Raw genomic sequence first — 14,823 nt, 5'->3', positions numbered from 1 at the left:
GACACTCCAGCCAAAATAGCGCCTCAGCATACCGCGTCTTTCAACGCCGCAAAAGCCCACCCCGCTTTCTAGCTGGATGGGCTTTTGTCTATAGATATTGGTTACTTGATAGTTTTATCGGCTTTAGCCAACAGTTCGTCAGAAAGAGGGTGTCCCTGTTTTTTGGCAGCCTCGGGGTTCACCACCAGCTGTGGTTTCTTTTGAGACTCTACCGGCATAGTTTTCGGCTGGGCCTCACCTTTCAGAATTTTTACTGCCATTTCCCCGGTCTGGTGACCCAGTTCCCGGTAATCCAGACCCAGGGTCAAAGCTGCCCCGTTTTCAACTGAGCTGGTATCCCCCGTCACCGTGAGAATGCCTTTTTCCTCTGCCACTTGCAGCACGGAATCCAAAGCAGCTATCACAGTATTATCGGTAGGAATATAAATGGCGTCTACCCCGGTGAGGGTTTGCGCAGCCTGTTGGACTTCAGCAGTGTTGGTGATGGTTTTTTCCACCACTTCCAGCCCTTGTTTCTTGGCTTCAGCTTTCGCCATTTTGACTTGCACTTGGGAGTTTACCTCTCCTGAGGAATAGATAACGCCAATCTTGTGAGCATCCGGAATCACCTGTTTGACCAAGTCAATCTGTTGAGCCACCGGATTCATATCCGTAGTGCCGGTCACGTTGTAACCCGGCGCTTCGTTAGACTTGACCAGCTCCGCTGTCACCGGGTCTGTCACCGCGGTAAACAGCACCGGAACATCGACCACGTTCTGAGCAATGGACTGAGCCATAGGCGTGGCAATAGCGAACACCAAATCGTAATCGCCGGAGGCATACTTGGAAGCAATGGAGTTTACGTTGGTCTGATCCCCTTGCGCGTTAGAAACGTCATAGGAAACATCCAGTCCCGCCTGTTGCACCGCGTCCTTAAACCCGGCTACTGCCTCGTCCAAGGGCGGGAAACTGGCGTACTGGGCTATGGCGACCTTGTATCCGCCATCACTACCGGCAGCACCTCCCTTGGCACCGTCTGAAGACGAACAACTCGCCAGCGCCAACGCGGCTACACCGACAAATATTGAGGCAATTATTCTACGCATCAGGAAAATCCTTCGTTTGGGTGAATATTGAAACTCACCATAACGCCATTCATGTTTTGAAAACAACTTGTCTCATATAGCGAACGGAGATGCGATGGACAGCACCTGGTCTAAATACGGAAAATTACACCGGACCGACAAACCGATCACGAATCCACCGGAGGATAGCCCTGATTCCGTCTGCGACCACTGTGTCAGTCACGTTACGCGACAGCCAAGAATAGAAACCCATAAACCAGAAAGTCAGGCGTTCAGTCCAGTTTCCAGAACGCCAATCCTTGGGCACCCAAGAGATGCTCTTTAAACGCGTAGCTGAAAAAACCTGGGTGTACTGCAAAATCGCTTCCAGACCGTGACGTATCCCCTGCCCACTTTCGCCTTTACCCTGAATCGGTGCCCTCCACGACATATCCATCGAGAAATACGTGTCATTGACGCTAACCGTGGCAAACTCAGCATTGTTAATCAGGTTCCGCACGAAATCGATATCACGGGTAAAGACAGAGGCAGAGTCAATCACCCGGGACCCCGTCACCAAACGAACCACACCTGTGATGTCCTCAAATGGCAACAGCGCCACCAAGGGACCGTACACTTCCGTCTCTAAGAGGTCCAAATCGTAAGGCAAATTCGACAGTATGGTCGGTTCAAAGAAAGTCGGGCTAATCTCCGGACGCGGGTGAGACCCCATCAGCACCCGAGCACCGTTATCGAGAGCAAGTTTCACCACTTTCTCGCATTTCTTAACCCGACTGGGATACATCAGGGAGCCCATAGTGGCGTATCGGTCCGTGAATCGACCCACTCGAATCTGTTCCTGGGTGTATTGGAGCATCATCTGTTCGAAGGGTTCTCGCACTGATTCATGTACGAAAATAATCTCGACAGAATTTATAGATTGTCCGGCATTGAGGAAAGCCGAACGGGCACAGGCTTTCGCCGCATCCCACAGTTTCGCGTCATCCATCACCAACGCAATATTCTTAATCCCGCCAAAGCACGATACAGGGACCGAATGGCGCGCACACTCCATCGAAATCTGTTGACACATCCGGTTCGATCCGATAGCTGCAACGTAGTCCAGAGCCGGGATGAACTTCATCCCAAACTGTGAAGAATCCGAGACCACGACACGCCACGCGTCTTCGGGCATACCGGCATCCACCAACATTGCTTTCATCAGCAGAGATCCCAGAGCTGCCTGGGGGGTCACAAAGTTGACAACCGCGTTACCTGCCATGAGAGGATTCAGGATGTCGCAGACCATCGAGGTTGGATTGTCTGCAGAAGTGAACATCCCCACTACTCCTACCGGCCTGTACCAAACCCGGTAGGTGGACCGGGGGACAGTACCCGCACCTCGACGCGGTTTCCACAGATACTTGAGATTTCGTTTAATGCCTCGCACCTGGGTAATCATGTAGAAATATTCCGCGGAGGCATCCAGCCAGGATTTGCCACTCAACAGCTGATTGAGACCGATAATTGGTCCGTAATGACGCACCACCTGTTTCAAAAAACGATATAGGATACGCGAACGCGCGTAAAACCCCTCTTGTGACCACTGATCACTCACGGCATGAGCCCGGAGTACAGATTGTTCCCCTTCGGAAAAGGTGGAGCAATGGATAGTTCCAAATGGTTCCCACGTCTGGACGTTGTAAACCGGGGTCTCAGCGCCACTCTCACTACGCCCAGCATCCAGCAGGGCTTGTACGAACTTGTCATTAATGCCCTTGGGGTATTCCATGTCTCCTCCTTTCTGTTGTAGTCTACTGCCTCGTTTGTCGAGCTAGTCCCCAAATCGTTGCTATGCGGGGCACGATGAGACAAAAGCGGTTCTAAACTGGACCGTGAATTCGATTCTTAATGTGGTGCCACATATTGCGCCAGGCATAGGCAATCGCTGTGTCGGTGAACAGAATCGAAGCAATCACCGCGGCGCGACTGGAGAAAAAGCTCCATCGTTCCATCCTGTTACCGGGCTGTAGGTCGTTTGAGATCCAGGGATGACCTTCTTGTCTGGTCACGGATTGCACGCGGGAATACTGCAAAATTGACTCCGCCCCATGACGGATTCCAGAACCGGTGTTCTTGATACCTTGAATCGGAGCGTTCCATGTCGAGTACAGACTCATGTAGGAATCGTTAATGACTACCGCCGCGCCGTCAACCGCGTGGACAAAATCACGCATCGTAGACTCGGATTCGGTAAACAGATAGGTACAGTAACTGTGTCGTGAAGTCCCTAAGTAACGTGATACTTCCGCGAGATCCTGGAAAGGTTGCAGATAGATGATCGGTCCGTGCACTTCGCTCTCAAAAAGCGCGGCATCTTGTGGCACTCTGGAGAGGATGGTCGGTTCAAAGAAAGACGGTCCCAATTCCGGGGCAGCATAGCCCCCGAGCACCAGCTCGGCTCCTCGCTGGACCGCATCGTCCACCAGCTCTTGCATTCTCTGTATCCGCTGAGGGGTCAACATCGGTCCCATAGTAGTGTCAGCGGAATCCAGAGAACCAATGGTGACCTGGTCAGACACAAAATCTTTCAAAGCTAGTTTAAAGTAATCAAAAATAGACTCCTGTACCCAGATGATTTCGGCTCCGTTCACGGACTGCCCTGCGAATTGGAAACCGGCACGTGCCATTGCCCGAACCGCATGATCAAAACGACAGTCTTCGCTAATCACCCCGACATTGTGCACTTGGAGGAAACCTTTGAAAGGAACCTTGTATTCCTGACAAACTCGTGAAATCCTGCGTCCCAGTTTTTCTGAGCCTAAAACTGACACCATATCCAAACCGGGAATTACCGAACGACCTGCTTTGGAAGTCGTATCCGGAATGATTTTCCACAAGCCATAAGGCATCCCTGCATCCACCAGCATGGCGTGCATCAATACGGCACCCAAAGCGGCTTGGGGAGTCACAAAATTGACTACAGCATTGCCTGCCGCAATCGCCTGGAGGACATCGTTAACTGAAGAAAGCGACCACTCTGGTGACGTAAAAATTCCCACGGTGCCCAAGGGCCGCTGGTAGACCCGCCACCGCGAACCTGGCAGCACTCCCCTACCAGCTCGCCGTTTACCTAAACGGCGGCTGCTATATTTAATATTTCGCGCAGTGGACAAAACATCTAGAAATTCCTCATGGGAGTCAATCAATGATTTGCCGCTGAGCATTTGCGACAGGGCGACCATTTCATTTTGAAACTTCCACACTAACTGGGAAAAGCGAGCTAAGACCTTGGCACGTCCAAAGGGCCCCATCTCCGTCCAGACCACCTGGGCAGCCTGCACTGTCATCAGCGATTCTTGGGCATCTTCGGGAGAAGCCGTAGCTACCCTAGTCAGCAGTCGTCCCGATTCCACATCGACCACGTCTTTGCGGGGGCCGTGCATCCAGGACAAAAATTCTGCCAAGGTAGCAAAGAATCTGTCGTCCAAGACACCAGAACGCACCGCGACCCCTCTCTGCCTGTCGATGGAAAGTTACAAAAAACAGCTCCACCAATTATAGCTAAGGTGGGAAGCTATTATGGGCTTTGACGGATTCTTTAAGTTAATAGCAGGATGGGCAGGAAACTACGTTTCCTGCCCATCGCTGTGTAATCTACCGTAGGTAATTACGCAATAATCTTGGTCACCTTACCGGAACCAACGGTACGACCGCCTTCACGAATAGCGAAGCCGAGACCTTCCTCCATAGCGATAGGCTGAATCAGCTCAACGCTAATTTCGGTGGTGTCGCCAGGCATAACCATTTCGGTGCCTTCGGGCAGGTGAATAACACCGGTCACGTCGGTGGTGCGGAAGAAGAACTGCGGGCGGTAGCCGTCGTAGAACGACTTGTGACGTCCACCTTCGTCCTTCTTCAAGATGTAGACCTTGCCCTCGAACTTGGTGTGCGGGGTCACGGAGCCAGGAATGCAGACAACCTGACCGCGCTCAACGTCCTCACGCTTGGTGCCACGCAGCAACAGACCACAGTTCTCGCCGGCGTAGGCTTCGTCCATGGACTTGTGGAACATTTCGATACCGGTAACGGTGGTCTTTTGCGTAGGACGAATACCTACGATTTCCACTTCGGCGTTCAACGGTAGCTTGCCGCGTTCCACACGACCGGTCACTACGGTACCGCGACCAGTAATGGTGAAGACGTCTTCGATAGGCATCAAGAACGGCTTGTCGAGGTCACGAACAGGCTCAGGAATGTAGGTATCGACCGCTTCCATGAGCTCTTCAATCTTCTTGGTCCACTCGGGGTCGCCTTCCAGGGCCTTCAGAGCGGAAACGTGGATAATCGGGCAGTCACGATCGAAGCCCTGCTTCTCCAGGTCATCGCGGATTTCGTCCTCGACGATTTCGAGCATGTCTTCGTCCACATCGGAAGAATCGCACTTGTTCAGAGCGACCAGGATGGAGGGCACGCCAACCTGCTTAGCCAACAGGATGTGTTCCTTGGTCTGAGCCATCGGACCGTCAGTAGCAGCCACCACGAGGATAGCGCCGTCCATCTGCGCCGCGCCGGTAATCATGTTCTTGATGTAGTCGGCGTGACCGGGGGCGTCCACGTGAGCGTAGTGACGGTTGGGGGTTTCGTATTCAACGTGAGAAACGTTGATGGTGATGCCGCGCTGACGTTCCTCGGGAGCGTTATCCACCTGATCGAAGGGGGTGAACTTGTTTGCGGGCAAATCCGGATACTTATCAGCCAACACCTTGGTGATAGCTGCAGTCAGAGTAGTCTTGCCGTGGTCAACGTGACCAATGGTGCCGACGTTAACGTGCGGCTTGTCATGAGTATAAGTGCCTTGTGCCACTTCTTTCTTTCCTCCTGGATTTAGGTAGTTTTGCTCCGTAATAAATAAGCAGATGTCAGATTACCACTATCTTACGGATTTTCCTACCTGAGTTTTTCTTGATTTCTTCTTCTTGCGGATATTGTGAGTTTTCCCAAGAGTGTCCCCGGCTCTTGTCGAGACGTACCCGGCGAACGTTCCGGGGACACTCTGAAAAGGGAAAATAACCCTTATGCACCGCGGTTATTGGCGATGATTTCTTCGGAAACCGAACGCGGAACCTCGGCGTAGGAATCGAACTGCATGGTGAACACCGCGCGTCCCTGCGTCTTGGAACGCAGGTCACCGATGTAACCAAACATTTCTGACAGCGGCACCTTGGCGCGAATAACCTTCACGCCCTGGCCGTCGTTCATGGAAGCAATGTTGCCGCGGCGGGAATTCAGGTCGCCGATGACGTCGCCCATGTATTCCTCGGGGGTGCGAACTTCCACATCCATGATGGGTTCCAAGATGACGGGGTTCGCCTTCTTGGCGCCTTCCTTGAACACCATGTTGCCGGCAATCTTGAAAGCCATTTCCGACGAGTCAACTTCGTGGTAAGCGCCGTCTTCCAGCGTTGCCTTCACGTCCACCATCGGGTATCCAGCCAGCACGCCGGATTCCATAGCTTCCTGGATGCCTGCGTCAACGGAAGGAATGTATTCGCGTGGAACACGACCCCCGGTGACCTTGTCTTCAAAGGCATAAGTCTTGCCTTCGGCACGTTCTTCTTCGCTCAGCGGCTCGAATGTCACCAGCACCTTAGCGAACTGACCGGAACCACCGGTCTGTTTCTTGTGGGTGTATTCGACCTTCTCGACCTTCTTCTTGATGGTCTCGCGGTAAGCCACCATGGGCTTGCCCACGTTAGCTTCGACTTTAAACTCGCGCTTCATCCGGTCCACGATGATGTCCAAGTGCAACTCACCCATACCGCCAATAACGGTCTGACCGGTTTCCTCGTCCAAACGCACGGTGAAGGTCGGATCTTCTTCTGCCAGTTTCTGGATAGCAGTACCCATCTTTTCCTGGTCAGCCTTTGACTTCGGCTCCACTGCCACGTGAATCACGGGGTCGGGGAAGGTCATGGATTCCAGCACAATCGGCTTATCAATGGCACACAGGGTGTCACCGGTGGTGGTTTCCTTCAGACCGATAAAGGCGTAGATGTGACCAGCGTGTGCAACTTCCACCGGATTCTCGTGGTTGGAGTGCATCTGGAACAGCTTGCCCACACGCTCTTTCTTGCCCTTAGTGGAGTTGTAAATCTGGGTGCCCTGTTCGGCTTTACCAGAGTAAACACGCACGTAGGTCAGTTTGCCATAGAACGGGTGCACCGCCACCTTGAAAGCCAGGGCGGCAAAAGGCTCATTCTCGTCAGGCTTGCGGGATTCGGTTTCGCCGTCCTCTTCGTGACCGGGACGGAAACCACGAACCTCCTCGACGTCCAACGGGCAGGGCAGATAGTCGATAACCCCGTCCAAGCAAGGCTGCACGCCCTTGTTCTTGAAAGCGGAGCCACCGTAGACCGGGTAAATTTCGGAACGGATGGTACGCGCCCGGATTCCCTGCTTGATTTGGTCAACGCTCAGCTCACCGTTCTCAAGGTAGGTTTCCATCAGCTCATCGCTGGCTTCAGCAGCCTCTTCGGTAGCGGTTTCGAGATACTTTGCGGCCTTTTCCTGGTATTCTGCGGGAATGTCTTTGTATTCGACAATGGCGCCCTTGGTATCGTTGCCATCAGCGTCTTTCTCGGGGAAGTACACGGCTTGCTGACGCAAAACGTCGACTACACCGACAAAGTCGGATTCGGCACCCATCGGGAAAGTCATCACGACCGGGCGAGCGCCCAAGCGGTCAATGATGGTCTGAACCGAGAAATCAAAGTCAGCGCCCAGCTTGTCCATCTTGTTGATGAAGCAGATACGCGGCACGTTGTACTTGTCAGCTTGGCGCCACACGGTTTCGGACTGCGGCTCCACGCCTTCCTTACCGTCGAACACTGCTACCGCGCCGTCCAGAACACGCAGGGAACGTTCCACCTCAACGGTGAAGTCCACGTGTCCGGGAGTGTCGATGATGTTGATTTGATGTTTGTTCCAGAAACAGGTGGTAGCCGCGGAGGTAATGGTGATACCGCGCTCTTGTTCCTGTTCCATCCAGTCCATAGTCGAAGCGCCATCGTGAGTTTCACCGATTTTGTAGTTAATTCCGGTGTAGAACAGGATGCGTTCCGTCGTGGTCGTCTTACCGGCATCAATGTGTGCCATGATGCCAATGTTGCGGACCTTCTTAAGGTCAGTTAGCACGTCAAGTGCCACGGGCATGTCCCTTCGTTAGTGTTTGTTGTTTCTTGTAATTCCAAAAGTCCCTCGGTGCTGACTTGCAACCGGAACTTACGGTTAGCGACTGCCCGGCGACTACCAGCGGTAGTGGGCAAAGGCGCGGTTAGCTTCAGCCATCTTGTGAACGTCCTCACGGCGCTTCACCGCGGCACCCAAGCCGTTGGAGGCATCCAAGATTTCGTTCATGAGACGTTCAGTCATGGTCTTTTCGCGACGCTGACGGGAGAAATCCACCAACCAACGCAGCGCCAGAGTGGTCGCACGAGAAGCTTTAACTTCCACCGGAACCTGGTACGTCGCCCCACCGACACGACGGGAACGGACCTCCAGATGCGGACGGATGTTTTCCATCGCGCGCTTAAGCACCACGATGGGGTCCTGCTCGGTCTTGTGAGCCACGCCTTGCAGCGCACCGTAGACGATGTTCTGAGCCACAGACTTTTTCCCGTCCAGCAGGACGCGATTGACGAGCTGAGTGACCAGCGGAGAGTTGTACACCGGGTCAGCAATGAGTGGGCGCTTAGGCGCCGGTCCTTTACGAGGCATTCTTACTTCTTCTCCTTCTTCGCACCGTACTTGGAGCGACCCTGTTTGCGGTCGCGCACACCCTGAGTGTCGAGAGCGCCACGCACGATGTGGTAGCGCACACCGGGGAGGTCCTTCACACGACCACCGCGCACCAGCACGATGGAGTGTTCCTGAAGGTTGTGACCAACGCCGGGAATGTAGGCGCTGACCTCGATGCCGGAAGAAAGACGCACACGTGCGACCTTACGCAGAGCCGAATTCGGCTTCTTCGGGGTGGTGGTGTACACACGAGTGCACACACCACGACGCTGCGGAGAGCCTGCCAAGGCCGGGGTCTTGGACTTCGTGCGCTTGCTGGTACGTCCTTGGTGGACAAGTTGTTCAATAGTAGGCACAGTAACTCCGTTTCTTGAATATGTTTGGAATCTAAGGCTTTATAGCCGCCCCGCGGACATAGCTGTACCGTCCGGGGGCCGGTCCGCCTTCCTTTGGGTCCTTGATTCAAGAACGGCATTTCAGGTTGCGTCCGGAGCTCGAACGGAGCGAGCCCGCTGTTCGCACGAGTTTCTTCGCACGACTCTGGGTGGCTAAAAACAGACACCAAAGAGAAATCTTACCAAAACAGCTTGACTGCAACAAAACCAGTCAACACGCGGGCAAAATCTGGCTGCACTAAAATGAACCCATGAGCGACAACCAGCCAAAACCCGAACTTCCCGAACCTTTAGAACCCGGCGCGAAGAGTCCCCTTCTGGCTGCAAGCGCCGCCACGGAACGCCTCACCGGAGAAAAAGGCGTATGGATGCAGGCAACTTTATTGCCCCTGGCTCTGATTGGGGTCTACTTGCTGGTCACGGGTTTAACACTGCATATCTACCGCGCTGGTACACACGCCGGCAGCTCTCCTCGGGAAGTCTTTGACACCCCTGTAGCCCTGGGGATTTGCGGTCTGATTCTGTGTGTTGCAGAGATTGCTGTCTATCGTTTTTTGGTTGGTCAACTAGCGAAACGTCCCGTGTCAGAGCTGGCTGCCAAGTTTGCCCTGCCCGAAACCCTAGCGGGAATCGCCGTAGGGGCAGGGCTGGTGAGTCTCCCGATGCTGCTGCTGTGGGTCAGCGGGCACTGGCAGTTGGTAAAGGTCAGTGTCGAACCCGGCGTGGGACTGGGCATAGCTATGGGTCTAGTGTCCTGCGTGTGGGAGGAACTGCTGTTCCGCGGGGTGATGGTGCGCCTGTTTGATCGGGCGTGGGGACCGGTGTGGGCGCTGGTCATGTCCACCGTGGTGTTCGGTGGACTCCACCTGATGAATCCCGGCATGACGGGAATGGGCGTAGTTGCCTTAGCGCTCAGTGGTGGACCGCTACTGGGGGCCGCCTACCTGTGGAAACGACGCTTATGGTTCCCCATCGGACTGCACTTTGGATGGAACGCGGTGCAGGGGTCTTTTTGGGGATCAGTCGTATCAGGCACCGGGGAACAACGTGGTCTGTTGCAAGGCACTTTTGTCGGTCCCGAGTGGATTACCGGCGGCAGTGTCGGAATGGAGGGGTCTTTCTTAACCGCCATCGTTTGCTTGGTCGCGACAACGCTAATCGTGCTGCGAATGCGCCGTCACCCTGCAGACTCCGCCGGGACACCGTCACACAATCAAACTACCCCGTCAGTCCAACCGGAAGCCTAAGCTCCACACTTATGCGGCAACCCCACTAAACCCCTAACTGTGTGACGAGATACGCTCCAGAGCAGAGTTCTCGACGACCTGTTCCAGACTGTCATGGATGATTTGGGCACGCCCCGGTCCCACGCCTTCGATTTCCATCAGCTCCTCGGTGGAAACCTCCAGCAGCTCGGACAAAGTCCCCCAGCGGCGAGTAATCGCCTCGACAATATGAGCAGGGAGACGTGGAATCCGCGCCAGCATCCGCAAACCGCGGGCACTCAAAGGAATCTCTAAGATCTCTGAACCCATCCCGTTCACTCCGATGATGCGGGCGACCAGGCTCAAATCCAACAATTCTGCATCATCCAGTTCGCCCAGACGATTGACAATCTTTTCCTCTGAGTATTCATCGGGCATGTAGTCACGAATCAATAGGGAACGGTTCACTGCAAAGCCACGCATCAGTTCAGCTTGCTGCATTTTCAGCAAACGACCGTGCTCACCTAGCTGAATGAGCATATCGGAGACTTCATGCCCGACTCGGCGTACCATTTCTTGACGCTGCACCACCAGTGCCACGTCACGGGCGGTGACCATGTCGTCGATTTCCATGGTGGTCAGCGAGTCTGAAACTTCGTTCAATCGAATCCGGTACTTTTCCAAGGTATCAATCGCCAGAGAGGCGCGGGTCAGCAGGGTCTCCGGGTCTTCCAGCACATAGCGCTTATTGCCCAGATATAGCGAAATTGCCCGCAGAGAATGCGATACGGCAATGACCGGGTTGCCGCTCTGCACCGCGACACGATGCGCGGTGCGGTGGCGCATTCCGGATTCTGTGGTGGGGATGGAGGGGTCAGGGAGCAGTTGGACGTTAGCCCGACGAATCCGCCATTTGTTCGGATCGATGATGACAGCACCGTCCATTTTGCACAGTTCCCGCAGCCGGGTAGCCGAGAAATCAATATCGAACTCAAAACCGTCTGAACAGATTCGCTTGATGTGGTCTTCATAGCCCAGAACTACCAGGGCGCCAGCATGTGCCCGGATGACTCGATCCAGACCGTCGCGCAGCTCGGTACCAGGAGCCAGCATGGTGATTACTTCCCGGAATCTCTGCGCATCGTTCATAATCTCATCCTACTGTTTTCGTGGTGTTTTCGTGACTGGTTTCCGGCGCGCTTTCCGGCGCTGAGCTGGGAGCAGGGGGTGGATCTTGGATGGCAAAGACCGTTTCTGTCCCGGTAACGGCTCCGTTCCACACCGCATTGAGGCGGTATGTACCGGCAGCTGCCGCGTCGCTAGCGGGCGAGCAATCTGCATTTTGCATCTTACCGTCCCATTTCAGGGTCTGTTTCCAGGTCATGCCGCGATCCAGTAACAGTTGCTTGCGGGGGGCATCGGCAGGCTGGCAACTGGTCGAATTAAAGACGATTTGGTTGCCAGAAATAATCTGCATCCCCACTTTAGTGGGGTCGATCACCACGGTACAGGCAGTTTTACCGGTATTGTGCACGACCATTTCGGCTTGATCTCCAGCTCCGACGGTAAGCACCGCGCTGGGATGGGTCAGGGTGATTCCCAAGGATTTGTCCGCGCAGGGTTGTGGCGCGGGAAAAGTGCGTTCTTCCATCCGCATTTGATAAGCCTTAGCCTCTGCGGCCTGCGTCGCTTGCCACCGGGTAAATGCGGCAGCGACTTCACGAATCGCAACCACCATTCCCACTATTGCCAGAATGACAATCGCCAGGGCAATCAAACGATTGCGCTGAATTTGGGCTTTAGTGTACTTCGGAGGACGCGATGTCCCGCGTTTTTTTGCTTTTTTAGCGGCGGCCTGCGCTGGTGTCTGACGTGTTGGGACAGTTCCTGAGTTTCTGCCGTTTCGGGACACCGTTGTGCGCGGTTGTCGCGCTGTGCGATTCTCATCTGTCCCGGTGCCAGTCATGCTCCTAAGTTACGGCTTAGAGACGCAAAACCCGAAAGTCCACGCCGTTAGTTGTTAGAATTTTGTCAAAACAAAGGAGTTTTCATGAGCGCGTCAACAAGGCACGAGTCCTCTGTCAGGGGTACCCGCCACAAGATTGTTACCCCCCACCAACTCGCCATCACCGGTATCGGCTCCCTGCTGACTTTTGCCTGGTATGCCTCCCCTGATTTTTTCACGGAGAAGAAACCACGAGCATGGGTACGATTAGGCATTATTCCCGCCCTAACGGCTTTGACCGCTTTGGTAGCACGGGATACTGTCACCGCGGTACGAGACGACATCGCATCGGAGAGCCCCGATCAAGAGGCCTGGGAAATGACCAGCGACAATGTGAAATTTGATCCGAAAAATCTGGATTGGCGCGTACTGATGCTTCTGGGAGCTTTCGGGACGGTCTTGCTGGGATGCAGTATTTGGTTTGAATTCTGGTTGTTCCGCCGGGGTGAGCGCCGCCGTCTGTCCGGGGTGAAATTGGCTCATACTCGCCAAGCTATCCCCATTTCCTTGCTGTTTGCAGCGGGCTATCTGATTGACGACGCACAAACGAACTGATTCCCAGCGCCGGTTCGAGAAACCTCTGCCCCGGAATCTCAAGCAGCTTCCGGAGTTGCCCCAGGCGAGGACTGAGATTTCGGATCCTTCGGGTCAATGGTGCAGATTTTTTCTACTACCAGCCCCGTGATGGTCATCAGTACCGCACCAATGACCGCCACTATCTTTTTCCATAACATATCCGCTAAGGCATCATTTCCCAGGTTTACCAGTATGAAAAGAGTCTGCGCCCCAAAATAGCCCAAGAATATGGCACCAGTGTGCGACAGAGCGAGAGACAACGCCGCCACCCGAGCAGCCCCCACCGCACTCATCCATGTCGACTGGCGCTTCTTGAGGCGCTGCACCTGCGCTGCCAACCACGCGCTCAAGAGAGAAATAATCAGGACCACTAAGCCAAACTCCACCCCATCACGCGGCAGCGAGGCGCCTTGGTTGTACAGGAAGTTCAGCAACGTGGCGCTTAGGGCTCCCACCACCACTGTCAGGAGCACCAGGACGACGGGTCTCGTGTGACTCATCAGTGCCGCCGTCTCCTGACCCGTTTCCACTCCGGTACCGGAACCGCGGGCGATGCGGAGGAAAGAGAACTCGCGGCAGGAGCGACTGATTGTTGACGGATAATGTCGATTTCAGTGTCATTGTCGACCACGCGAGGCCGGGCTTCAGTCTGGGGCAAGGCGGCTTGCCAAGACGGCAGACCAAAACTGTCACGGTCCCTTACCGGAGAATCGCTCCGCGGAGAAACTTCGGGGGTACTCGAAGAACCAGCAGCAGAAAGGTTTGACGCAGGTTTTGCCGATTCCGTATCTAGATTGGTTTCCAGCCAGTCTGCCCACAGGTTCACGATACCGTCGACGTCTTGTGCCCACGCTGCAAGTTTGGCGACAGTGCGACCTTCCAAAGTTGCCTGCGGGTCCAGCTGCGACCAAGGCACCAGGACAAACGCCCGCGTGGCGGCTCGCGGGTGGGGCAAGACCAAACGAGAATCTGCCGAAACGACCCCTTCCACGTCAATCACGTCAACATCCAAAGTGCGTGCTGCCCAATGATAAGGGCGTTCTCTCCCGTGGCTATCCTCAAGATGATGCGCTAGCTTTAACAGCTCTACGGCAGACAACCGCGACCATACTCGCACCACTGCGTTGTAATAATCCGGTTGCGGGGCAGCACCGGGTTGCAACACCGGACGAGTCCGTGCCAGGGGTGAGACTTCCACGCGCTCAAACTCTGGGGCAGACTGCAAGGCTGCCACGACCTCTCGCAGGGTTGCCAGCGGATTGCCCAAGTTCGCGCCCAAAGCTAAAACTGCGGGGCGAATCTGATCCGGACGCTGGGTCAGATTGACCGGAAAATCAGCCTGGTGTGCTTCAAAATCTGACCGAGTCCGCAAAATACGTATCGCCACATCTTCAAATTGCACGTTGAGACACGCGTGTGGCTTATGCAAGGTGACTTGGACTGCTGCAATGCGCGAGTCCTCCAATACAGACAAGGCGATGTGCGTAGCCAGACGTTCAATCAGAGCGGCACTTTTCCCCTCAATGACCGCGACAATCTTTTCTGCCACGACCGAGTAGTCAACGGTGTCGGCGACGTCATCCGAGCTGGCAGCCCTACGGGAATCAAACCACAAGGTGAGGTCGACTGAAAAATCCTGCGGAGCGTGATGCTCAGATTCCAAAACTCCATGGATACCCCGCGCGAAAATTCCGCGCAAGGTAATGGAATCGAGCCCGTCTAATGAGTCAAGCACGTCAACCTGACGTCCACGGATTTCCTGGGAAAAATCCGAATTGGAAGCATTATGCAAAGTCATT

The 14,823-nt window shown here is 54.6% G+C and carries 13 protein-coding genes; 2 read left to right on the top strand and 11 right to left on the bottom strand.

The genetic code is table 11. The annotated features are described in order from the left end of the window. Positions 1-101: 101 nt before the first annotated feature. The 7 genes from HMPREF0576_RS00615 to rpsL form a co-directional block, all read right to left on the bottom strand. Complete coding sequence (locus HMPREF0576_RS00615) at positions 102-1,085, bottom strand: ABC transporter substrate-binding protein (RefSeq protein ID WP_004010309.1); 984 nt, start codon at positions 1,083-1,085, stop codon at positions 102-104. A 124-nt stretch (positions 1,086-1,209) separates the two neighbouring features. Continuing rightward, positions 1,210-2,835: an aldehyde dehydrogenase family protein gene (locus tag HMPREF0576_RS00610; RefSeq protein ID WP_004010308.1), complete on the bottom strand. Its 1,626-nt coding sequence runs from the start codon at positions 2,833-2,835 to the stop codon at positions 1,210-1,212. 91 nt (positions 2,836-2,926) lie between these two features. Beyond that, positions 2,927-4,534 (bottom strand): aldehyde dehydrogenase family protein, encoded by a 1,608-nt coding sequence (locus HMPREF0576_RS00605; RefSeq protein ID WP_004010307.1) that lies wholly within the window; start codon positions 4,532-4,534, stop codon positions 2,927-2,929. Positions 4,535-4,713: 179 nt separating this feature from the next. Beyond that, on the bottom strand, positions 4,714-5,910 hold the full coding sequence (gene tuf, locus HMPREF0576_RS00600; RefSeq protein ID WP_004008360.1) for an elongation factor Tu: 1,197 nt from the start codon (positions 5,908-5,910) through the stop codon (positions 4,714-4,716). A 209-nt stretch (positions 5,911-6,119) separates the two neighbouring features. Further along, a complete protein-coding gene (gene fusA / locus HMPREF0576_RS00595) occupies positions 6,120-8,252 on the bottom strand; it encodes an elongation factor G (RefSeq protein ID WP_036324454.1) in 2,133 nt (710 codons plus the stop codon). A gap of 99 nt (positions 8,253-8,351) precedes the next feature. Continuing rightward, positions 8,352-8,822, bottom strand: a complete 471-nt coding sequence (gene rpsG / locus HMPREF0576_RS00590) for a 30S ribosomal protein S7 (RefSeq protein ID WP_004008362.1) — start codon at positions 8,820-8,822, stop codon at positions 8,352-8,354. A 2-nt stretch (positions 8,823-8,824) separates the two neighbouring features. Further along, complete coding sequence (gene rpsL / locus HMPREF0576_RS00585; RefSeq protein WP_004008363.1) at positions 8,825-9,199, bottom strand: 30S ribosomal protein S12; 375 nt, start codon at positions 9,197-9,199, stop codon at positions 8,825-8,827. A 290-nt stretch (positions 9,200-9,489) separates the two neighbouring features. Between rpsL and HMPREF0576_RS00580 the strand changes: the two genes are divergently transcribed. After that, positions 9,490-10,485, top strand: a complete 996-nt coding sequence (locus tag HMPREF0576_RS00580; RefSeq protein WP_004008364.1) for a CPBP family intramembrane glutamic endopeptidase — start codon at positions 9,490-9,492, stop codon at positions 10,483-10,485. A 33-nt stretch (positions 10,486-10,518) separates the two neighbouring features. On the opposite strand, the gene disA is transcribed toward HMPREF0576_RS00580, so the two are convergent. After that, on the bottom strand, positions 10,519-11,592 hold the full coding sequence (disA, locus tag HMPREF0576_RS00575) for a DNA integrity scanning diadenylate cyclase DisA (protein WP_004008365.1): 1,074 nt from the start codon (positions 11,590-11,592) through the stop codon (positions 10,519-10,521). A 4-nt stretch (positions 11,593-11,596) separates the two neighbouring features. After that, positions 11,597-12,409, bottom strand: a complete 813-nt coding sequence (locus tag HMPREF0576_RS00570; RefSeq protein WP_236589528.1) for a hypothetical protein — start codon at positions 12,407-12,409, stop codon at positions 11,597-11,599. 84 nt (positions 12,410-12,493) lie between these two features. Between HMPREF0576_RS00570 and HMPREF0576_RS00565 the strand changes: the two genes are divergently transcribed. Continuing rightward, positions 12,494-13,003 (top strand): hypothetical protein, encoded by a 510-nt coding sequence (locus HMPREF0576_RS00565; protein WP_004010064.1) that lies wholly within the window; start codon positions 12,494-12,496, stop codon positions 13,001-13,003. A gap of 38 nt (positions 13,004-13,041) precedes the next feature. Here HMPREF0576_RS00565 and HMPREF0576_RS00560 read toward each other — a convergent pair whose 3' ends face one another. After that, positions 13,042-13,524 (bottom strand): DUF3180 domain-containing protein, encoded by a 483-nt coding sequence (locus tag HMPREF0576_RS00560; RefSeq protein WP_004008368.1) that lies wholly within the window; start codon positions 13,522-13,524, stop codon positions 13,042-13,044. Continuing rightward, on the bottom strand, positions 13,524-14,822 hold the full coding sequence (folK, locus tag HMPREF0576_RS00555; protein ID WP_004010305.1) for a 2-amino-4-hydroxy-6-hydroxymethyldihydropteridine diphosphokinase: 1,299 nt from the start codon (positions 14,820-14,822) through the stop codon (positions 13,524-13,526). Before folK ends, HMPREF0576_RS00560 begins: the two co-directional genes overlap by 1 nt. Position 14,823: the final 1 nt, after the last annotated feature.

Source organism: Mobiluncus holmesii ATCC 35242 (genome assembly GCF_000185445.1).
Classification (GTDB): Bacteria; Actinomycetota; Actinomycetes; order Actinomycetales; family Actinomycetaceae; genus Mobiluncus; species Mobiluncus curtisii.
Note: the sequence above shows the minus strand (reverse complement) of the source record. Positions and strands in the feature narration are given on the sequence as shown.